Raw genomic sequence first — 18,597 nt, forward strand, 5'->3', positions numbered from 1 at the left:
CATGGCGCAACGCAGCAGCATTGAAAAACTCCCCGAAGCCGTCCGGCACGAATTTGAACGGAAGCTGGTAGAAAACGGTTTTTCAGACTACCAAGCCATTGCTGAATGGCTGCAAGACCAAGGCTATGAAATCAGCCGCTCAGCCGCCCACCGCTACGGCCAAAAAGTGCAACGTCGTTTTGCTGCCATCAAATCCAGCACCGAAGCCGCGCGACTGATTGCCGAAGGCGCAGCCGATGAAGGCGATACCCGTAGCGAAGCCCTGATGGCCATGCTGCAAACCGAACTGTTCGACGCATTGGTAGCCATAGGCGAGATGGACAGCGAAGAATTAAACGCGCTCGACCGTTTCGGCGTGATGGCCGAGGGTGCGAAGAAAATTAGCGGTCTGATTTCCGCCAGCACACGCCTGAAAGAGTATCAGGCCAAGGTCAAAGCCAAAGTACAGGCGGCCGCCGAAGATGTAGCCAAGCAGGCCAAGAAAGGTGGCTTGTCTGAAGAATCGGTCGAGGCCATCCGCAAGCATATTTTAGGGATTGCATCATGACGCCGTCTGAAATCCGAAATACCCGCCCATCAGAAGACCGTACCCCTACGGTCTTATTGCCGTATCAGCAGGCTTGGTGCGCCGACCAGTCGCCTGTGAAGCTGTGCGAAAAATCGCGCCGTATCGGTTTGAGCTGGGGAGAAGCTGCCGATACCGCCTTGCTGGCCGCATCCGCTAAAGGCATGGACGCATGGTACATCGGCTATAACAAAGACATGGCCTTGGAGTTTATCCGCGACTGTGCAGGCTGGGCGAAGCATTACCAGCTGGCGGCAGGCGAAATCGAAGAAACCGAGGAAGTGTTTGTCGAAGGCGACGACCGCCAGGCCGTGTTAGCCTTCGTTATCCGCTTTGCTTCCGGCTTTCGCATTACCGCCTTATCCAGCCGGCCGTCCAACCTACGCGGTAAACAAGGCCGCGTGATTATTGATGAGGCGGCGTTCCACGAGCAGCTCGGCGAATTGCTTAAAGCGGCAATGGCCTTGCTGATGTGGGGCGGCCAGGTGCATATCATCTCTACGCATGACGGCGTAGACAACCCGTTCAACGAGTTGATTAACGATGTGCGTGCAGGGAAAAAACCTTATTCCGTCCACCGCATTACCTTTGACGAAGCGGTAGAGCAAGGTCTGTACCGCCGAATCTGCCTGCGTTTGGGTAAAGAGTGGACACCCGAAGGCGAAGCCTCGTGGTGTAAGGAAATCCGCGATTTCTACGGCGAAGATGCCAGCGAAGAGTTGGACTGTATCCCGAAAAACGGCGGCGGTAAATGGTTGAACCGTGCCTTAATTGAAAGCCGTATGACCCCATACACGCCGGTTATCCGCTACGACCAGACCGACGATTTCGGCCTGCTGCCCGAACCGCGCCGCGCTGCCGAAGTGGCGGACTGGATAGCCGATACCCTGCAGCCGCTGCTCGACGGCTTGGACAAAACCCGAGTTTCTTTTGTAGGCGAAGACTTTGCCCGCTCGGGCGACCGCACCGTGATTGTGCCGCTCTTACAAAGCAAAGACCTGATTTTAAAACCGCCGTTTGTTTTGGAACTGGGCAATATGCCGTTTGCCCAGCAGGAGCAAATTATGCAGCACCTGTTGGCCAAGCTACCCAATCTGCGCGGCGCGGCCTTAGATGCACGAGGCAACGGTCAATCTTTGGCAGAAGCCATGCGCGATGCGTTCGGCGCAGAAGTGGTGGAAGCTGTGATGCTGTCGGGAAACTGGTACCGCACCCATACCGCTCCGTTCAAAGCCGCCCTCGAAGACGGCACACTCGACGGCCTACCGCGAGATGAAGACATCCTCACCGATTTACGTGCGTTCGAATTAGTCAAAGGCGTGCCTCGTATTCCGGACACCCGAACCAAAGGTCAAGACGGCAAAAAACGCCACGGCGACGCAGCGATTGCCTTTGTCCTTGCCCATTACGCCAGCCGCGAACTCAATGCCGGACCGGTACGCGTGGCCAGCCGCCGCGTGCGTCGAATTAGCAGAACAACGCATGGCTTTTAGGCCGTCTGAAAAGAGAATCCCATGAAAAAACCGCATTTCAAACTCAAAACCAATCATGGCAACATCACCTTCAAACCCGATGACCTGACCGGCCATATCGCCGTCTCACGCCAATTTTTAGGCGGTTTCGGCGGTTGGTTGCCTAATCCTGACCCGATTCTGCGCAAGATGGGCAAGCAAATCCATGTTTACCGCGAATTGTTGCGCGACGAGCTGGTCGGCAGCTTCGTGCGCCGCCGCAAAGCCGCTGTGGCACGGCTGGATTGGAAACTCAGCGGCGATGAGGTCGAAGATCGTGTATTGGATTTTGTCGAAAATTGGCTGGCCGCTGATGTCGATGTTTATAAGATCTGCAAAGACATCATGAATGCCTCATTTTTCGGCTATCAGCCTATCGAAATTATCTGGCAAAAAGGCAGTCAATGGCTGCCGTCTGAAATTGTGGCCAAGCCGCAGGAATGGTTCGGATTCAATGATGAGCGTGAGTTGGTTTTTACCGAAAACGGCTTGAGCCAAGAGCCGCTACCGCCTTATAAATTTCTGTGTCCGCGCCATGAGGACGACTATCTTAACCCTTATGGCCTAGGTGATTTGGGTTTGGTGTTTTGGCTGGTAACTTTCAAACGCGGCGGCATGAAATTTTGGGTAAGTTTCACCGAAAAATACGGCGCACCTTGGCTCATTGGCAAAGAGCCACGCTCCAATACCCATAGCGACACTGAAAAGCTGCTCGACGCATTAGAAGCCTTAATAAGCAATTCGGTCGGCACGATTCCGAATGATTCCAGCGTCGAAATCCACGAAGCCAGCGGCAAGTCATCATCAGTAGATGCATTCGACAAGCTGCTGAAAGAGTGTAAGTCCGGCATCAACATTGCCTTACTTGGCCAAGACCAAACCACCGACAAAGAAACCAACCATGCCAGTGCCAGCGCGGGCTTGGAAATTGCCGACGATATCCGTGACGGCGACCGCCGTATTGTTGAAGCAGCGTTTAACGAATTGATTGAATGGGTGGTGGAACTGAATTTCGGCGATGTGGCTTGTCCGAAATTCGAGCTGTTTGAAAACGAGGAGGCAGGCACGAAAGAGCGTGCCGAGCGCGACAGTATGCTGTCCGGCGCGGGTGTGAAATTCACTCCACAATATTGGAAACGCACTTATGGTTTGGAAGACGGCGATATCGTTGAAGAAGATGCCATTATCCCGACCGCTGCTGACTTTGCCGAAGGTTGGGATGGCACAGAAACCGATGCAGGATTGATTTTAGATACGCTTGCGCCCAATGCAGGCCGTCTGAACCAACAAGGCCACGACCTGACTGCCTTATTGGTGCAGGATTTGCAGCGCGGCGAAACCGAAGACAATATTCTCGACCGCTTGGCCGAGCAGTTCCCGAATATGGATGACACCGCCTTACAAAACGAGCTGGCACGAGTGATTTTCCTGTCAGGTTTGGTCGGCCGCATTGAAGCGGCACAGGAGATGAGCTGATGAATCCGGAAGACATCAAGGCAATTTTCGGCCTAGAGCCGGAAGCAGCGGTCGAATATTTGAAGCAGAAAGGTGTGGCCGTTTCGTGGGATTGGCAAGATATGCTCGACGACGCACACGCTACCGCGTTCACCGTGGCCAAAACCGCAAGCATGGACGTTGCCAATGATATTTATCGCGCCGTTGTCAACGCTGCCGAGACCGGCCAAACGCTGGAGCAGTTCCAGAAAACACTCACGCCGGTATTACAAAGCAAGGGCTGGTGGGGACGCACCCAAGCAAACAATCCGGACACCGGCGAAGCCCAAACTGTTCAGCTCGGTAGCCCGCACCGCCTGAAAACCATCTATCTGACCAATATGCAGTCAGCCTACATGGCCGGACGCTACGCTGAAATGATGGATTCTGTCGACACCCACCCGTATTGGCAATACATCGCTATAAACGACAGCCACACCCGTGACAGCCACCGTAGAATGCACGGCCGTGTCTATGCAGCAGCCGACCCGGTTTGGGACACCATGTATCCGCCGTTAGATTTCCGCTGCCGCTGCCGCGTGCGTCCATTATCACGCGCCGCAGGCGAAAGCCGTGCCTTACCCAGTCCGACACTTGAGACTCAAACCGTCGACATCGGTAGCAACGAATACACCGGAGAAGCCCGCTACGCCCAACGCACCGGCTTGCGGATTGACGGAAAGTTTGTCGCCCCTAGCGCAGGCTTCAATGCCAACCAAGGAAAAGCCATGCTCTCGCGAATGGCTTCCGTAGCCGTCCAGAAAGCACAATCCGTTCATCCCGATATTGCACGCGTAGCCTTAAAAACCATGATGACCAACAGCAAATTCAAATCCTCATTATCTGCTGTCGATTTGGCATGGGTACTAAAATTAATCAAAGGTTAGATATGCTTGAAATTAATCTTGATACTTCATCACTAGATCGTGGCTTGAGCCAGCTTCTACAAAACGTAAGCCATCCGCGCAAAATGATGAAAGCCATCGCGACCGAAATGACTTCATTAACCGAAGAAAACTTCGAAAGCGAAAGTTTCGGTGGCAACAGATGGAAACAAAGCCAACGCGCAGCTCAAGGCGGGCAGACTCTGCAACTGACCGGCCAACTTGCAGCCAGCATCTCCACACAAGTAGGCAACGACTTTGCACGTATCGGAAGCAACAAACCATATGCAGCAATCCACCACTTGGGTGGCTCCGCAGGCAGAAACCATAGCGTCCAACTTCCAGCCCGACCCTATCTACCAATCAACGGCAGTGGTCAACTTCAAAACGGAGCAGATAAACGCATCCTTGATATTGCAATCGAGTCACTCAGCTCAGGCCTGTAAACAAAAAAAAGACGAGCAAATTATACTCGTCTTTTTATTGCACTCTATGAAACTACTTTTCACAAAACCAATCCCACCAAATCCCGCTCCATCCAAAATAATCCCAATTATCTCAGAGACTCTATATATTTATCTCATTGGGTTTCACTCTCAGTTTGACTGAGAGGTTTTTGTTTGTCGTTAATCAGGGTTTTTGTCGTGGAATTCGTGGAATTCGTAGTTGTAGGTCAGCTCTTTGCCGGCTTTGGTTTGCGCCAGATAATCGTCGTAAACCGCACGGATTTCCTTACGCAGCAGGAAGAGGGCGATTAAGTTCGGCAAGACCATAAAGCCGTTGAACATATCGGACATGCTCCAAACCAAATCCACTTTGCCCAATGTACCCAATACGATGGCCACCAAAACCAGTGTGCGGTAGATGCCCAAGTGTTTGCCGCGGAACAGGAAGCGGATATTGGATTCGCCGAAGTAGTACCAGCCGATGATGGTGGTAAAGGCGAAGAAGGTCAGACAGATGGCGAGCAGTTGCGAACCGAAACCCGGGAAGGCTTTGTTAAAAGCCAGTTGGGTAACCGCCGCGCCGGTTTCGCCGGACAGATTGGCGTCGGTCAGCAGGATAATCAGCGCGGTTGCCGTGCAGACCATCAGCGTATCGATAAAGATACCGATAAACGCGGCCATACCTTGTTGCACAGGGTGTTTGACGTTGGCGGTCGCATGAGCGTGCGGGGTCGAACCCATACCGGCTTCGTTAGAAAACAGGCCGCGTGCCACGCCGAAACGGACGGCCTCGCGCATACCGATACCGGCCGCACCGCCCAATACCGCTTCAGGATTAAAAGCGGCAACAAAAATATGGCTGAACATCGGAATGATGTGGTCGGAGAATTTGAACAAAATAATTACGGCACATAAGATGTAAATCACCGCCATAAACGGCACGACAAATTGCGCGATACCGGCAATGCGGTTGATGCCGCCGATGATAATCAGGCCGGCGAGTACCGCCAAAGCAATGCCGACAGCCATCGGAGGAATATCGAAAGCCAAATTCATGGCCGAGGCGATAGAGTTGGATTGGGTTGCGTTACCGATGAAGCCCAGCGCGATAATCAAGGCGATGGAGAAAAAGCCGGACAGGAAACGCGCCGCGCCACGGCCGATTTTCGGGGTCAGGCCGTGCGTGATGTAAAACGCAGGGCCGCCGATGTATTTGCCGTGGCTGACCACACGGTATTTTTGCGCCAAAACGGCTTCTGCAAAAATGGTAGACATGCCCAAAATGGCAGACAACCACATCCAAAAAATGGCACCCGGGCCGCCGGCAGTAATCGCAGTGGCCACACCGGCAACGTTACCGGTACCGATTTGCGCGGAAATCGCCACGGCAAGCGCTTGGAATTGAGACAGGGATTTGCCTTCGTGGTCTTTGTCTTTTTTACTGAACAAGCCGCCGAAAACGGATTTGAAACCTGTTCCTAATTTGGTAATTTGCGGTGCGCCCAAGTACAGGGTAAAAAACAGGCCGATGCCGATTAAGGCATAAATCAGCAGGTAGTCCCAAAGAACCAGATTGACTGCACCCACCAGAGCAGACAATATTTCTTCCATAATATAACCTTTAAGAAAAACAAATAAAAAGAAAATGATACGGGCAACTACTCCCGTTCATTTTCGTGGTTGGCAACAAGGGCGAGCAGGCCGTTTTGCCGTTTAATACCGGTTAAGTTGTCAACAATCCTGACCGATTTTGTCATCATACCGTAAACCTTCGTGAATTAAAACGAAAAACTGACAAAGGTTTGCCGCAAATATGCATCTTTAAAAAAGATTCTTTGTTTTTCAGACGGCCTGTTTTTGCAAATATTCGGGCCGTCTGAATATTTTGGCTAAAGACAACTTATGATAAAATGCACGCCTTACAAATAAAGCACATCCCGCCTCAGCGCGTGAAAAAACGAAAGGAATCAATATGGCAGGCCATAGTAAGTGGGCAAATATCCAACACAAAAAAGCCCGACAAGATGCCAAACGCGGCAAAATCTTCACCCGTCTGATTAAAGAAATTACCGTTGCTGCCCGCATGGGCGGCGGCGACCCCGGCGCAAACCCGCGCCTGCGCCTGGCTTTGGAAAAAGCTGCCGAAAACAATATGCCTAAAGATAACGTGCAACGTGCCATCGATAAAGGTACGGGCAATCTGGAAGGCGTGGAATACATCGAGTTGCGTTACGAAGGCTACGGCATCGGCGGCGCGGCTTTGATGGTGGACTGTCTGACCGACAACAAAACCCGTACCGTTGCCGACGTGCGCCATGCGTTCACTAAAAACGGCGGTAACTTGGGTACAGACGGTTGCGTAGCGTTCAATTTCGTGCATCAAGGCTATTTGGTGTTTGAACCGGGCGTTGACGAAGATGCGCTGATGGAAGCGGCTTTGGAAGCCGGTGCGGAAGACGTCATCACCAACGACGACGGTTCCATCGAAGTGATTACCGCGCCGAACGACTGGGCAGGCGTGAAAGCGGCTTTGGAAGCCGCAGGCTACAAATCTGTTGACGGCGACGTTACCATGCGCGCCCAAAACGAAACCGAGTTGAGCGGCGAAGATGCGGTTAAAATGCAAAAACTGATTGATGCATTGGAAGATTTGGACGACGTACAAGACGTTTACACTTCTGCCGTGTTGAATCTGGACTAATGGTTTAAAGAACAAAAGGCCGTCTGAAATTTCAGACGGCCTTTTAATATTGAAACCAATCAGATTTTTCTGGTTTTCAACCAAGCCCAAAGCAGCAGCAATACGACGAAGCTGAAATACAAAATACTCCACACCGGCAGGGCGACGCCGAATAGATAGTCCGGCTCGGCGCAGTTGCCAAAGCCGCGGACGATGGGTTCAAACCAATCGAACAAAGGCCAGTCGCGCAGGCGGAAGGTCCAAGGTGCGCCGCAAGAAGGGGCGGTGCCGGGCGGCAGGCTTTGCAACCAAATTTGATAGGCGGCGACACCGGCGCCGTAGACGGCCGGAGCAGCAATCAACAATGCCGAGAGCGAACGGGTAAATTTGGAAGATTGAGAACTGAACGCCGTAACAATGGCCAACAGCCCGACACCCAATACGCACAAGCGTTGCAGGATGCACAATACGCACGGGTTCATGCCCAAAACGTATTGGGAAATAAAGGAGCCGCAGGCGGCAAATATGGAGAGGACGACTAAAAATAAAACAGTCTTGCGGAAAAAGTTCATAAGATAAAACCTTTCAGACGGCCTGGACGCAAAACAGCCGATAAATAATGTTTACTTTAACACAAAACGCATATGCTTTTTTTGGTTTGACGGTTTTTGCGTATGTTTGTTGATGTTGCGTAACCATATACATAGAAACAAAATGTATCGTACAGAAAAGGCCGTCTGAAATGTTCAGACGGCCTTTAGGGGAGAGACGTTTTATTTTTTCCCGTGAGATTTTTTGACATCTGCTTCAGTAATCGTACCGCCGCCATTATTAAAGGCGTTCATGATGTAAGTGGCAACGGCGGCAACATCGGCATCATTGATGGCGGTAGAAGGCATGAAGCCGTTGTAGGGTTTGCCGTTCACTTTAATCGGGCCGTTGATGCCCTTGGTCATGCTTTGCAACAGGACTTGCGGTTTTTTGTTGATATAGTCGGACTGGAACAGTGGCGGGAACATGGCGCCACGGCCTTCGCCTTTTTTGCCGTGGCAGGCAGCGCAGTTGGTTTCGTAAATCTTTTGTCCTTTGCTCATCAACGTGGCATCAGCGGCAAAAGCGGTTGGGATGCTGAGTGCGGTCAGAAGGAGCAGGATAGGGCGGAGTGCAGTCATGATGTGTTCCTTTTTGAATAGTGTTTTTGATGGCTACACGCTTGGTTTGCGTTTGAATAACTTGATGATAACGCTAAAGGCCGTCTGAAAGTGGATTTTTCAGACGGCCTTTGGTTTAGGTCAAATCCAGCCTTGCAGATTGGCCCGGCTTAATTGGGCAAGTGCGGCAATCCAGTCGGCGGAATCGTTGAGGCAGGGGATGTAACGGTATTCTTTGCCGCCGGCGGCGTGGAATTGTTCGCGTCCCATAATGGCGATTTCTTCCATGGTTTCGAGGCAGTCGGCCATGAAACCGGGGCAGAAGACGTCGAGTTTGGTCGTGCCTTGTTTCGGAAGTTCATCAAACAGGGCTTGTGTGCTGGGCTTGACCCATTGGGATTTGCCAAACTGGCTTTGGAAAGAAACGATGTATTCTTGTTCGGACAAGCCCAATGCCTGCGCCAACAGTTTGGCAGTATGGTGGCACTCGTCAGGATAGGGGTCGCCGTCGTCGTGATGATTTTGCGGAATGCCGTGGAAGCTCAACATCAGTTTTTCGCCGCGTCCGTTTTGGGCCCAATAGGCTTCAATGTGCTGCTTCATGGCTTGGATATAAGCAACATCGTCGTAATAACGGGAAACAGTGCGGACGCTCATTTGGTTGCGTTGCAGCAATAATTCTTGAAACACTTTATCCAAGGCCGCGCCGGTAGAAGAGCCGGCATATTGCGGATAGAGCGGAATGACCAGCAATTTGCCCACGCCTTGGGCTTTAAGTTCCGCCAAAACGTCGGCAACGCTTGGGTTACCGTAAGTCATGGCATGACGGACGATGACATCGGGCAAATGTTTGGCCAGGGCTTCTGCTTGGCGGTGTGTGTAAACCTCAAGCGGCGAACCTTCTTTAAACCAAACTTTTTCATAGGCATGCGCGCTTTTTTTCGGGCGAAAAGTCAACACTAAACCACGCAATATCGGTTGCCATAAGAGCTTGGGTAATTCGACAACGCGTTGATCAGACAGAAATTCTTTCAAGTAAGGCTTGACTGCGGCAGCAGTGGGCGCGTCAGGCGTGCCGAGATTGAGCAGTAGGACGGCGGTGCGGTTTTGTGCGGTATAGGCTAGGGCCGGTTCGGTATGGAAACGGGACATAGTGATTAAATCGTTTTATTTTAAAAATAAGATTATAACAATGAAAATATTGTTTGGAGATTTTAGTTTTAGACATTATTTTTTGTAAAGGTGGCTAATAAAAAAAATACTATAAACAAGAATTAGGAATCTTTTATTTATCATAGAAGTAACTAAAAATATAGACAAATGGAATAAAATATGAAAAAATTTAATCCTCTTAGAGGGCGTAACTAACACGGACTGGTTAACAATTATTTGTTTATTTTAAAGATAATATTTGAGGAGGGATTATCAAAAGAAGAGGCAGCCTCATTAGCTTCGAAAAAGTTTGGAGTTTCTGAAAGTAATATTTGGAAACGTGGTGGGTTTTAAAATTAAAAATAGCGCTATCCTTTAAGGGATAGCCGGAAAATTGCACTTATAAAGGAAATACTATGCATCGTTCTTTATATGATAGTTTGTATAAATTGGATAGAGATAAGTTATACGATACCAGCACATGGGGGATTTTTCGTAAATATGTGAAACCTGTTGAAGGTTCTGTTGTTTGGTGTGATTTAGGTGCAGTTGAACATAGTGGTATTTATGTTGGTAATGGAAAAATTGTCCATCTTGATGGTTCTGGCATGGTTGAAACTGTTTCCTATAGCGAATTTATGGATAGATTAGGTGGTTGGAATAATGCAATCAATATTTTTGTAAGCTGTAAAAATGGAAAGCCCGTTGGTTCAAAAAAAGTTGCTAAAATAGCAAAAAAATGGGTAGGTAAGGAGCGAAGTTATAGTTTGCTAGTTGATAATTGCCATCGGTTTTCTGCAGGTTGCGTACTTGATGATTTTGATGAGGGGGAAAAATTTTTATATTTTAATCAGTTGGCAACGATATGTGGTGATGAAATGGGAGTTGATGAATGGGGTGTTTGGGATACTAATTCGTAAGTAATCAGACTCTAACTAAAAAGGCCATCTAAGAATTTTTAGATGGCCTTTTTATTCTAATTTAGTAAATGGTTAGTCTACACCGCGGGCGCGGTTTTCATGGAATTGCGCCTGCCAATCAGCAAATTTGCCTTGTTCGATGGCTTCGCGCATTTCGGCCATGATGACTTGGTAGAAGTGCAGATTGTGGATGGTGTTGAGCTGTGCGCCCAAGATTTCGCCGACTCGGTGCAGGTGGTGCAGGTAGGAGCGGCTGAAGTTTTGGCATGCGTAGCAGGTGCAGCTTTCATCAATCGGACGCTTGTCGAGTTTGTGTTTGGCATTTTTGATTTTTAAATCGCCAAAACGGGTAAACAGCCAGCCGTTACGCGCATTGCGGGTGGGCATGACGCAGTCGAACATATCCACGCCGTGTGCCACGCCGTACACCAAGTCTTCAGGCGTGCCGACGCCCATCAAATAATGTGGCTTGTGTTCCGGCAGGATAGGGCCGACAGCGCGCAACATACGGTACATTTCGGGCTTGGGTTCGCCAACGGACAAGCCGCCGATGGCCAAGCCGGGGAAGTCGAGTTCTTCCAAACCTTTCAGCGATTCTTCGCGCAAATCTTCATACATCGCGCCTTGTACAATGCCAAACAGCGCATTCGAGTTTTTCAGGTCTTCAAAAGCCTTTTTGCTTCGTTCCGCCCAGCGCAGGCTCATTTGCAGCGATTTTTGCGCTTGGCTGTGCGTTGCTTCGCCAGGGGTGCATTCGTCCAGCTGCATCACGATGTCGGAATTTAACACAGTTTGGATTTTCATCGACACTTCGGGCGAGAGAAACAGTTTGTCGCCGTTGATCGGGCTTTGGAATGTACAGCCTTCTTCGGTCAGCTTGCGCATATCGGACAACGAGAATACTTGGAAACCGCCCGAGTCGGTCAAAATCGGCTTGTCCCAACCGATAAATTCGTGCAGGCCGCCGAATTGTTCGATGACTTCCAAGCCTGGGCGCAGCCACAGATGGTAAGTGTTGCCTAAGATGATTTGTGCTTTGATGTCATGCAGGTTTTGCGGGTTCATCGCTTTGACCGAACCGTAAGTGCCGACCGGCATAAATACAGGCGTTTCGATTTTGCCGTGGTTCAGTTCCAAAGTACCGCGTCGGGCATGACCGTCTTTTTTGTGTAAGGTAAATTTGAGCATAATAATAAGAGATTGGACGTTCGCGTGTGTGCGAAATGAAAGGGCAGATTATAAAGGATTTTTCGTTGGTTGACGGCTGGATTTTATCTTTGTCAAAACAATGCTTCAGACGGCCTGAATAATAGAAGAAATAAAAAATGAGGCATAAATCAAACAAAAATATCCAGGCCGTCTGAAAAGTATTTACAGATGCTTGCAAAAGGGAGCACGCTTCGTTACAATAAGCGACTTAGATGAAGGCACATAGCTCAGTTGGTTAGAGCACCACCTTGACATGGTGGGGGTCGTTGGTTCGAGTCCAATTGTGCCTACCAAATTTCCATAACGGCTTTATGCCGTTATTTTTTAATGTTTTGGAGCTTTCTGATGTTGAACATTACCTTGCCGGACGGTTCAGTCCGCCAATATGAATCACCCATTACCGTGGCGCAAATTGCAGCGTCTATCGGTGCAGGTTTGGCAAAGGCAACGGTAGCAGGTAAGGTTAACGGTAAATTGGTGGATGCTTGCGATCCGATTACTGAAGATGCCCACGTTCAAATCATTACGCCTAAAGACAAAGAAGGCGTGGAAATTATCCGCCACTCCTGCGCGCATTTGGTCGGTCATGCGGTCAAGCAGCTCTACCCTGATGCCAAAATGGTTATCGGCCCGGTGATTGAAGACGGGTTCTATTACGATATTGCAACTGAAAAACCATTTACGCCTGATGATGTAGCCGCCATCGAAGCGCGCATGAAAGAGTTGATTGCACAAGACTACGACGTCGTTAAAGTGATGACGCCCCGTGCAGAAACCATCAAAATTTTCCAAGATCGCGGCGAAGAGTACAAATTGCGTCTGATTGAAGACATGCCTGAAGTGGAAGCAATGGGTATGTATCATCATCAAGAATACGTCGATATGTGCCGCGGTCCTCACGTTCCCAATACCCGTTTCTTGAAAAACTTTAAGCTGACCAAACTGGCAGGCGCATACTGGCGCGGCGACAGCAACAATGAAATGTTGCAACGTATTTACGGTACGGCTTGGGCAAGTAAAGACGAATTGAAAGCCTATATCCAACGCATCGAGGAAGCGGAAAAACGCGATCACCGTAAGCTGGGTAAACAATTGGATTTGTTCCACCTGCAAGATGAAGCGCCGGGTATGGTGTTTTGGCATCCTAAAGGCTGGGCTTTGTGGCAAGTGATTGAGCAGCATATGCGCAAAGAGTTGAATGCTGCCGGTTATAAAGAGGTGAAAACGCCTCAGATTATGGATAAAACCTTCTGGGAAAAATCTGGCCACTGGGAAAACTATAAAGACAATATGTTCGTGACCAGTTCAGAAAAACGCGAATACGCGGTTAAACCGATGAACTGTCCGGGTCATGTTCAGATTTTTAATAACGGCTTGCGTTCATATCGCGATTTGCCAATGCGTTTGGCTGAGTTCGGTTCTTGCCACCGCAATGAACCAAGCGGTGCGTTGCACGGTCTGATGCGTGTTCGCGGTTTTGTGCAGGATGATGCGCATATCTTCTGTACCGAGGATCAAATCGTTGATGAAGCACGCGCATTTAATGAATTGCTGGTTCGCATTTACAAACAATTCGGCTTCCATGATGTTGCCGTGAAGTTGTCTCTCCGCCCTGAGCAACGTGCAGGTTCTGACGAAGTTTGGGATAAGGCCGAACAAGGTCTGCGTGATGCATTGACCGCTTGCGGTGTAGAGTGGGAAGAATTGCCTGGCGAAGGCGCATTCTACGGTCCCAAGATTGAGTACCATGTCAAAGATGCCTTGGGTCGTTCTTGGCAGTGTGGCACCCTACAATTGGACTTCGTATTGCCGGAGCGTTTGAATGCAGAATATGTAACCGAAAACAACGACCGTGCGCGTCCTGTAATGTTGCACCGTGCTATTTTGGGTTCATTGGAGCGCTTCATTGGTATTCTGATTGAAAACCATGCAGGCTCATTCCCATTGTGGCTTGCGCCGGTTCAAATGGTGATTATGAATATCACCGAGAACCAAGCAGATTATTGTCGCGAAGTGGCTGCCAAATTGCAGGCAGCAGGCTTCCGTGTCGAATTGGATTTGCGTAACGAAAAAATCGGTTACAAAATCCGTGACAACAGCCAATACCGTTTCCCTTATCAAATCGTTGTCGGCGATAAAGAGAAACAAGAAAACAAAGTTGCGGTACGCCGCAAAGCAGAAGACTTGGGTTCTTTGAATGTCGATGATTTCATTGCACAATTGCAGCAAGAAATCACTGATGCCCTCGTCAATCATTAATTTTTATAGGAGTATTCATCATCGCTCAAGAACGCGAAGCACGAATCAATGGTGAAATTACCGCCAAAGAAGTGCGATTAATCAGTGAGTCAGGCGATCAGCTTGGTGTCGTTTCAGTTCGTGAAGCTCTGGCTATGGCCGAAGAGCAAGATGTCGATTTGGTAGAAATTTCCCCGACTGCCAAACCGCCTGTATGCAAACTGATGGATTACGGTAAATACAAATACCAACAAGCCAAGAAGCGCGACGAAGCCAAGAAAAACCAAAAGCAGGTACAAATTAAGGAAATTAAATTCCGTCCGGGTACAGATGAAGGCGACTATCAAATCAAGATGCGCAACATCAACCGCTTCCTTGCCGATGGTGACAAAGTCAAAGTAACATTGCGTTTCCGCGGTCGTGAAATGGCCCACCAACAACTGGGTGCCCAACTGCTTGAGCGCGTAAAAGAAGATTTGGCAGAAGTAGCGCAAATCGAGTCCTTCCCTAAAATGGAAGGCCGCCAAATGGTGATGATGATTGCGCCTAAGAAAAAATAAAGCTATAATCAGAGGCTTATTTCGATTGCCGCTCGAAATAAGGTTTAATTAGCGGCAAAAACCGTGGTATTTTGGGTTTCAAGTGTTTGAAATTTATTTCAAAACCCCCTTATACCTTATCTAATAACGAATGGAGTTTTCCAATGCCTAAAATGAAAACCAAGTCTAGCGCGAAAAAACGCTTTAAAGTACTGGGTAACGGTGGTGTAAAACGCGGTCATGCGTTCAAAAGTCACATCCTGACCAAAAAAACCACTAAAACTAAACGTCAATTGCGCGGCACCGCTATGGTGGATTCACGCGATTTGGCTTCTGTTGCTAAAATGTTGCCCTACGCTTAAGGAGTTTAGAATATGCCACGCGTAAAACGCGGTGTTACCGCTCGTGCTCGTCACCAAAAAGTCTTCGCGTTAGCCAAAGGCTACCGCGGTCGTCGTAAAAACGTTTACCGTGTTGCCAAACAAGCGGTAATGAAAGCCGGTCAATACGCATACCGTGACCGTCGCCAACGCAAACGTCAATTCCGTCAACTGTGGATCGTTCGTATCAACGCAGGTGCTCGTGAAAATGGTCTGTCTTACAGCAAATTCATGAACGGCCTGAAACGCGCTGCTATCGAAATCGACCGCAAAGTATTGGCTGATTTGGCTGTATTCGACAAAGCTGCATTTGCACAATTGGTTGAAAAAGCTAAAGCTGCTTTGGCTGCTTAATTCGATAAGATTATTTAAAAAGGAAGCTTATGCTTCCTTTTTTCTTTTTCAAAAGAAACTCTATGTAGTTGATTTTCTTTCTTTAAACTCTATTTTTTTATACTGATTTGCGATAAAATAGGCCCCTCTTATCAAACGGATTGGCCGCACTAATACAAAAGGCCGTCTGAACAGGTTTGCAATCAAACCCAACAGACGGCTTTGTTGTTTCAGACGGCCTGCCATCAACAAACAGACGATAAACCACTATGGAAAATGTAAACCGTATCGTTGCAGAAGGTATTGCCGCTATTGAAGCCGCGCAAGACTTCAATGCCTTAGAACAAATTAAAGCACGCTATCTTGGTAAAACCGGCGAATTGACCGGACTTTTGAAAACTTTGGGTCAAATGTCTCCTGAAGAGCGTAAAACCATAGGCGCGCACATCAACGAATGCAAAAATCAGTTTCAGACGGCCTTTAATGCCAAACGCGATGCCCTGAATGAAGCCAAGCTGCAAGCTCAATTGGCTGCTGAAGCCTTGGATATTACTTTGCCGGGTCGTGCACAAGAGTATGGCGGTTTGCATCCAGTGACTTTGACTTTGCAACGTGTGGTCGAGCTGTTTCACGGTATGGGTTTCGAAGTGGCGGACGGCCCTGAAATCGAAGACGATTTCCACAATTTCCAAGCCTTGAATATTCCTGCAAATCACCCCGCACGTGCGATGCAAGATACCTTCTATGTTGAAAACGGCGACGTTTTACGCACACATACTTCGCCTATTCAAATCCGCTATATGCTCGACAAAAAAGAGCCGCCTATCCGCATTATTGCTCCCGGCCGCGTTTACCGTGTGGACAGTGATGCCACTCACTCGCCTATGTTCCATCAGGCCGAAGGTTTGTGGGTAGAAGAGGGCGTAACTTTTGCCGACTTGAAAGCAGTATTCACTGACTTTATCCGTCGTTTCTTTGAACGCGATGACCTGCAAGTGCGTTTCCGTCCGTCTTTCTTCCCGTTTACCGAGCCTTCTGCTGAAATCGACATCATGGGCGAAAACGGCAAATGGTTGGAAGTAGGCGGCTGCGGTATGGTACATCCTAACGTATTGAAAAACGTCAATATCGATCCTGAAAAATATACCGGTTTTGCTTTCGGTATCGGTCTCGACCGCTTTGCCATGTTGCGCTACAACGTCAATGACCTGCGCTTGTTCTTCGATAACGATTTGAACTTCTTGAAGCAGTTTAAATAAATTTCAAATAAACCCAATGGATAAATTAACCCCGGAACAGCGTAAAAAATGCATGCAGTCCAACAAAAGTACAGGGACGAAACCCGAGCTTGTGTTGGCGAAAGCAATGTGGGCTTTGGGGCTCAGGTATCGGAAAAATAGTGGAAGCATTTTTGGAAAACCTGATTTTTCATTTAAAAAATATAAAGTTGCCGTATTTGTCGATGGGGAATTCTGGCACGGTAAGGATTGGGAACAGAAAAAAGCGGAAATAAAGGGAAATCGTGAGTTTTGGATTGCCAAAATTGAGCGCAATATCCAAAGGGATATAGAGGTAACAGGCCGTCTGAAAGCCGAGGGCTGGACGGTTTTACGTTTTTGGAGTAACGATGTCATTAAAAATACAATCTGCTGTGCCGAAAAAGTCAAAGAAATCGTTCAAGCGAGAGGAATTGATTTACAAAAACGAAATTAAGGATGATGAGCAAGGCGAGCACTTGGAAGAAAAAGCAGCGCAATACTGCCTTTTTGAGAACAGTGGTACTTTTCAGACGGCCTTGAAACCCAAATTTACCTTTATCGACTTGTTTGCAGGTATTGGCGGCTTCCGCATAGCGATGCAGAACTTGGGTGGGAAATGCGTGTTCTCGAGCGAGTGGGACGAGAAAGCCAAACAGACGTATGAAGCCAATTTCGGGGAAGTACCGTTCGGTGACATTACTTTGGAAGAAACCAAACAATATATTCCGAAGCAATTTGATGTGCTGTGTGGGTTTCCCTTATTAAAATGAAAGATGTTAAAAATATGAGGCTTTCTGATTATATTTTAAACAATAAAATAAATATAAATAATTTATCTGATAACCAGGTACAGGAAATCACTAACCATTTTTCTTCAGAAATAGATGATTGGTTATTGGCAAGCGGGAAGGAATTAAAGGATTATGATGTTTATCTATACAAATTAGTATTAGATGGACAACAATATATTCAGGGAATAAGAAAATCCGTATTGTATGATTTCCTTTTGGCAAACCAGAAAGATAGTTAATAAAAATGAAAAAATGGACTAGAGAGGAAACCCTAGTTGCCCTTTATCTTTATTACATCATTCCTTTTCAAAAGGTTAGTAAGGGCAATCCTATTATTCAAGAATATGCGTCAATACTGGGCAGGACACCGTCCGCACTCGGTATGAAGATAGGAAATTTAGGCCGTTTAGATCCTACGCTGAAAGTCAAAAATATTTCGGGATTAAGTAATGGCAGCAAAATGGATGTTGTCGTATGGAACGAGTTTTCAGGACATTGGGGGCAACTTAATAAGGAATTTGAGGGAGTTATTTCTCAATATCGATCAAATGATGAGAATAGCAATATTGAAATAGAATCACCTGAGATTCCAAAGGGAAAGGAAAGGTTTGCAAGAATATCAGTACGCGTCAACCAGGGCTTTTTCCGTTCCAGTGTTTTGGCAGCATACAACAATCAATGTTGTATTACTGGATTAAAACAACCCGAATTGTTAGTTGCGAGTCATATCAAACCCTGGAGGGAAGATGAGGATAACCGTTTAAACCCAAGGAATGGGTTATGTTTGAATGCATTACATGACAAAGCTTTTGACAGGGGATTGTTAGGAATAGATGAAAATTTCAAAATTATGTTTTCTCCACTGCTGTCAAAGGCAGAAGGCTTCGATGATTTATTTAAACCATATGAAAATCAAATGATAAGACTGCCTGAAAGGCTAAACCCAAGTCTGGAATTTTTAAAATTTCATAGAGAAAATATTTTTCAGGGTTGAGTAAATATCAACATTAACCAGAATTCTAAAACAGACCGTCCGAATGAAAAT

At 47.8% G+C, this 18,597-nt stretch carries 20 protein-coding genes, 1 tRNA gene and 1 pseudogene; 17 read left to right on the forward strand and 5 right to left on the reverse strand.

The genetic code is table 11. From position 1 onward, the window contains the following. Position 1 precedes the first annotated feature (1 nt). The 5 genes from HMPREF2711_RS09960 to HMPREF2711_RS09980 are packed head-to-tail and all read left to right on the forward strand — an operon-like array spanning position 2 to position 4,900. On the forward strand, positions 2-547 hold the full coding sequence (locus HMPREF2711_RS09960; RefSeq protein WP_049322363.1) for a DUF3486 family protein: 546 nt from the start codon (positions 2-4) through the stop codon (positions 545-547). Beyond that, the gene (locus tag HMPREF2711_RS09965) at positions 544-2,058 is read left to right on the forward strand and encodes a terminase large subunit domain-containing protein (RefSeq protein ID WP_070616113.1); all 1,515 of its coding nucleotides are present in this window, start codon (positions 544-546) and stop codon (positions 2,056-2,058) included. The genes HMPREF2711_RS09960 and HMPREF2711_RS09965 overlap by 4 nt, the downstream gene beginning before the upstream one ends. A gap of 21 nt (positions 2,059-2,079) precedes the next feature. Further along, the gene (locus HMPREF2711_RS09970; protein WP_070616119.1) at positions 2,080-3,552 is read left to right on the forward strand and encodes a DUF935 domain-containing protein; all 1,473 of its coding nucleotides are present in this window, start codon (positions 2,080-2,082) and stop codon (positions 3,550-3,552) included. Further along, positions 3,552-4,457, forward strand: a complete 906-nt coding sequence (locus HMPREF2711_RS09975) for a phage head morphogenesis protein (RefSeq protein ID WP_070616121.1) — start codon at positions 3,552-3,554, stop codon at positions 4,455-4,457. The genes HMPREF2711_RS09970 and HMPREF2711_RS09975 overlap by 1 nt, the downstream gene beginning before the upstream one ends. Positions 4,458-4,459: 2 nt before the next feature. Then, positions 4,460-4,900 (forward strand): phage virion morphogenesis protein, encoded by a 441-nt coding sequence (locus tag HMPREF2711_RS09980; protein ID WP_049322359.1) that lies wholly within the window; start codon positions 4,460-4,462, stop codon positions 4,898-4,900. 180 nt (positions 4,901-5,080) lie between these two features. On the opposite strand, the gene HMPREF2711_RS09985 is transcribed toward HMPREF2711_RS09980, so the two are convergent. Further along, positions 5,081-6,511, reverse strand: coding sequence for an alanine/glycine:cation symporter family protein (locus HMPREF2711_RS09985; protein ID WP_070616123.1), 1,431 nt, complete (start codon positions 6,509-6,511; stop codon positions 5,081-5,083). 361 nt (positions 6,512-6,872) lie between these two features. Between HMPREF2711_RS09985 and HMPREF2711_RS09990 the strand changes: the two genes are divergently transcribed. Beyond that, entirely contained in the window at positions 6,873-7,601 is a 729-nt protein-coding gene (locus tag HMPREF2711_RS09990) for a YebC/PmpR family DNA-binding transcriptional regulator (protein ID WP_003745951.1), read from the forward strand. Between the two features lie 59 nt (positions 7,602-7,660). On the opposite strand, the gene HMPREF2711_RS09995 is transcribed toward HMPREF2711_RS09990, so the two are convergent. The 3 genes from HMPREF2711_RS09995 to hemH form a co-directional block, all read right to left on the reverse strand. Further along, positions 7,661-8,152, reverse strand: a complete 492-nt coding sequence (locus HMPREF2711_RS09995) for a disulfide bond formation protein B (protein ID WP_070616125.1) — start codon at positions 8,150-8,152, stop codon at positions 7,661-7,663. 201 nt (positions 8,153-8,353) lie between these two features. Beyond that, a complete protein-coding gene (locus HMPREF2711_RS10000; RefSeq protein WP_070616128.1) occupies positions 8,354-8,752 on the reverse strand; it encodes a c-type cytochrome in 399 nt (132 codons plus the stop codon). Positions 8,753-8,872: 120 nt separating this feature from the next. After that, positions 8,873-9,883 (reverse strand): ferrochelatase, encoded by a 1,011-nt coding sequence (gene hemH / locus HMPREF2711_RS10005; protein WP_070616130.1) that lies wholly within the window; start codon positions 9,881-9,883, stop codon positions 8,873-8,875. A gap of 416 nt (positions 9,884-10,299) precedes the next feature. Here hemH and HMPREF2711_RS10010 point away from each other — a divergent pair, with 416 nt between their 5' ends. Beyond that, entirely contained in the window at positions 10,300-10,803 is a 504-nt protein-coding gene (locus HMPREF2711_RS10010) for a lecithin retinol acyltransferase family protein (RefSeq protein ID WP_083301564.1), read from the forward strand. A 72-nt stretch (positions 10,804-10,875) separates the two neighbouring features. Here the strand turns inward: HMPREF2711_RS10010 and tgt are convergent, their stop codons facing one another. Beyond that, positions 10,876-11,991 carry a tRNA guanosine(34) transglycosylase Tgt gene (gene tgt, locus HMPREF2711_RS10015; protein ID WP_070616133.1) on the reverse strand — a complete coding sequence of 372 codons (1,116 nt, stop codon included), beginning with the start codon at positions 11,989-11,991 and terminating at the stop codon, positions 10,876-10,878. 237 nt (positions 11,992-12,228) lie between these two features. Here tgt and HMPREF2711_RS10020 point away from each other — a divergent pair. From HMPREF2711_RS10020 to HMPREF2711_RS10065, 10 genes and pseudogenes are all read left to right on the forward strand, one after another. Then, positions 12,229-12,305, forward strand: a tRNA-Val gene (locus HMPREF2711_RS10020). A gap of 52 nt (positions 12,306-12,357) precedes the next feature. After that, the gene (thrS, locus tag HMPREF2711_RS10025) at positions 12,358-14,271 is read left to right on the forward strand and encodes a threonine--tRNA ligase (RefSeq protein WP_070616187.1); all 1,914 of its coding nucleotides are present in this window, start codon (positions 12,358-12,360) and stop codon (positions 14,269-14,271) included. 17 nt (positions 14,272-14,288) lie between these two features. Further along, positions 14,289-14,810: a translation initiation factor IF-3 gene (gene infC, locus HMPREF2711_RS10030; RefSeq protein WP_079453755.1), complete on the forward strand. Its 522-nt coding sequence runs from the start codon at positions 14,289-14,291 to the stop codon at positions 14,808-14,810. A gap of 143 nt (positions 14,811-14,953) precedes the next feature. Beyond that, positions 14,954-15,151, forward strand: coding sequence for a 50S ribosomal protein L35 (gene rpmI, locus HMPREF2711_RS10035; protein WP_003675505.1), 198 nt, complete (start codon positions 14,954-14,956; stop codon positions 15,149-15,151). A gap of 12 nt (positions 15,152-15,163) precedes the next feature. Continuing rightward, positions 15,164-15,523 (forward strand): 50S ribosomal protein L20, encoded by a 360-nt coding sequence (rplT, locus tag HMPREF2711_RS10040; RefSeq protein WP_003675502.1) that lies wholly within the window; start codon positions 15,164-15,166, stop codon positions 15,521-15,523. A 248-nt stretch (positions 15,524-15,771) separates the two neighbouring features. Next, positions 15,772-16,761 carry a phenylalanine--tRNA ligase subunit alpha gene (gene pheS / locus HMPREF2711_RS10045; RefSeq protein ID WP_049322746.1) on the forward strand — a complete coding sequence of 330 codons (990 nt, stop codon included), beginning with the start codon at positions 15,772-15,774 and terminating at the stop codon, positions 16,759-16,761. A gap of 16 nt (positions 16,762-16,777) precedes the next feature. Further along, on the forward strand, positions 16,778-17,215 hold the full coding sequence (locus tag HMPREF2711_RS10050) for a very short patch repair endonuclease (protein ID WP_070616135.1): 438 nt from the start codon (positions 16,778-16,780) through the stop codon (positions 17,213-17,215). Between the two features lie 82 nt (positions 17,216-17,297). Then, a pseudogene (locus tag HMPREF2711_RS10055) lies at positions 17,298-17,519 on the forward strand (DNA cytosine methyltransferase); the annotation flags it as partial. Between the two features lie 8 nt (positions 17,520-17,527). Beyond that, positions 17,528-17,791, forward strand: coding sequence for a hypothetical protein (locus HMPREF2711_RS10060; RefSeq protein WP_283118285.1), 264 nt, complete (start codon positions 17,528-17,530; stop codon positions 17,789-17,791). A gap of 5 nt (positions 17,792-17,796) precedes the next feature. Further along, positions 17,797-18,546, forward strand: a complete 750-nt coding sequence (locus HMPREF2711_RS10065) for an HNH endonuclease (RefSeq protein WP_070616139.1) — start codon at positions 17,797-17,799, stop codon at positions 18,544-18,546. The last annotated feature ends 51 nt before the right edge of the window (positions 18,547-18,597 follow it).

The sequence above is a fragment of the Neisseria sp. HMSC070A01 genome (genome assembly GCF_001810165.1).
Classification (GTDB): Bacteria; Pseudomonadota; Gammaproteobacteria; order Burkholderiales; family Neisseriaceae; genus Neisseria.

Excerpts from the sequence above, each read along its gene's own strand:
- HMPREF2711_RS09995 (WP_070616125.1), bottom strand. The coding sequence starts at position 8,152 with ATGAACTTTTTCCGCAAGACTGTTTTATTTTTAGTCGTCCTCTCCATA.
- HMPREF2711_RS10065 (WP_070616139.1), top strand. The coding sequence starts at position 17,797 with ATGAAAAAATGGACTAGAGAGGAAACCCTAGTTGCCCTTTATCTTTAT.
- thrS (WP_070616187.1), top strand. The coding sequence starts at position 12,358 with ATGTTGAACATTACCTTGCCGGACGGTTCAGTCCGCCAATATGAATCA.
- HMPREF2711_RS09975 (WP_070616121.1), top strand. The coding sequence starts at position 3,552 with ATGAATCCGGAAGACATCAAGGCAATTTTCGGCCTAGAGCCGGAAGCA.
- HMPREF2711_RS09965 (WP_070616113.1), top strand. The coding sequence starts at position 544 with ATGACGCCGTCTGAAATCCGAAATACCCGCCCATCAGAAGACCGTACC.
- HMPREF2711_RS09980 (WP_049322359.1), top strand. The coding sequence starts at position 4,460 with ATGCTTGAAATTAATCTTGATACTTCATCACTAGATCGTGGCTTGAGC.
- HMPREF2711_RS10050 (WP_070616135.1), top strand. The coding sequence starts at position 16,778 with ATGGATAAATTAACCCCGGAACAGCGTAAAAAATGCATGCAGTCCAAC.
- HMPREF2711_RS10010 (WP_083301564.1), top strand. The coding sequence starts at position 10,300 with ATGCATCGTTCTTTATATGATAGTTTGTATAAATTGGATAGAGATAAG.
- pheS (WP_049322746.1), top strand. The coding sequence starts at position 15,772 with ATGGAAAATGTAAACCGTATCGTTGCAGAAGGTATTGCCGCTATTGAA.
- hemH (WP_070616130.1), bottom strand. The coding sequence starts at position 9,883 with ATGTCCCGTTTCCATACCGAACCGGCCCTAGCCTATACCGCACAAAAC.
- tgt (WP_070616133.1), bottom strand. The coding sequence starts at position 11,991 with ATGCTCAAATTTACCTTACACAAAAAAGACGGTCATGCCCGACGCGGT.
- HMPREF2711_RS09985 (WP_070616123.1), bottom strand. The coding sequence starts at position 6,511 with ATGGAAGAAATATTGTCTGCTCTGGTGGGTGCAGTCAATCTGGTTCTT.
- rplT (WP_003675502.1), top strand. The coding sequence starts at position 15,164 with ATGCCACGCGTAAAACGCGGTGTTACCGCTCGTGCTCGTCACCAAAAA.
- HMPREF2711_RS10060 (WP_283118285.1), top strand. The coding sequence starts at position 17,528 with ATGAAAGATGTTAAAAATATGAGGCTTTCTGATTATATTTTAAACAAT.
- HMPREF2711_RS09990 (WP_003745951.1), top strand. The coding sequence starts at position 6,873 with ATGGCAGGCCATAGTAAGTGGGCAAATATCCAACACAAAAAAGCCCGA.
- HMPREF2711_RS10000 (WP_070616128.1), bottom strand. The coding sequence starts at position 8,752 with ATGACTGCACTCCGCCCTATCCTGCTCCTTCTGACCGCACTCAGCATC.
- HMPREF2711_RS09970 (WP_070616119.1), top strand. The coding sequence starts at position 2,080 with ATGAAAAAACCGCATTTCAAACTCAAAACCAATCATGGCAACATCACC.
- HMPREF2711_RS09960 (WP_049322363.1), top strand. The coding sequence starts at position 2 with ATGGCGCAACGCAGCAGCATTGAAAAACTCCCCGAAGCCGTCCGGCAC.
- rpmI (WP_003675505.1), top strand. The coding sequence starts at position 14,954 with ATGCCTAAAATGAAAACCAAGTCTAGCGCGAAAAAACGCTTTAAAGTA.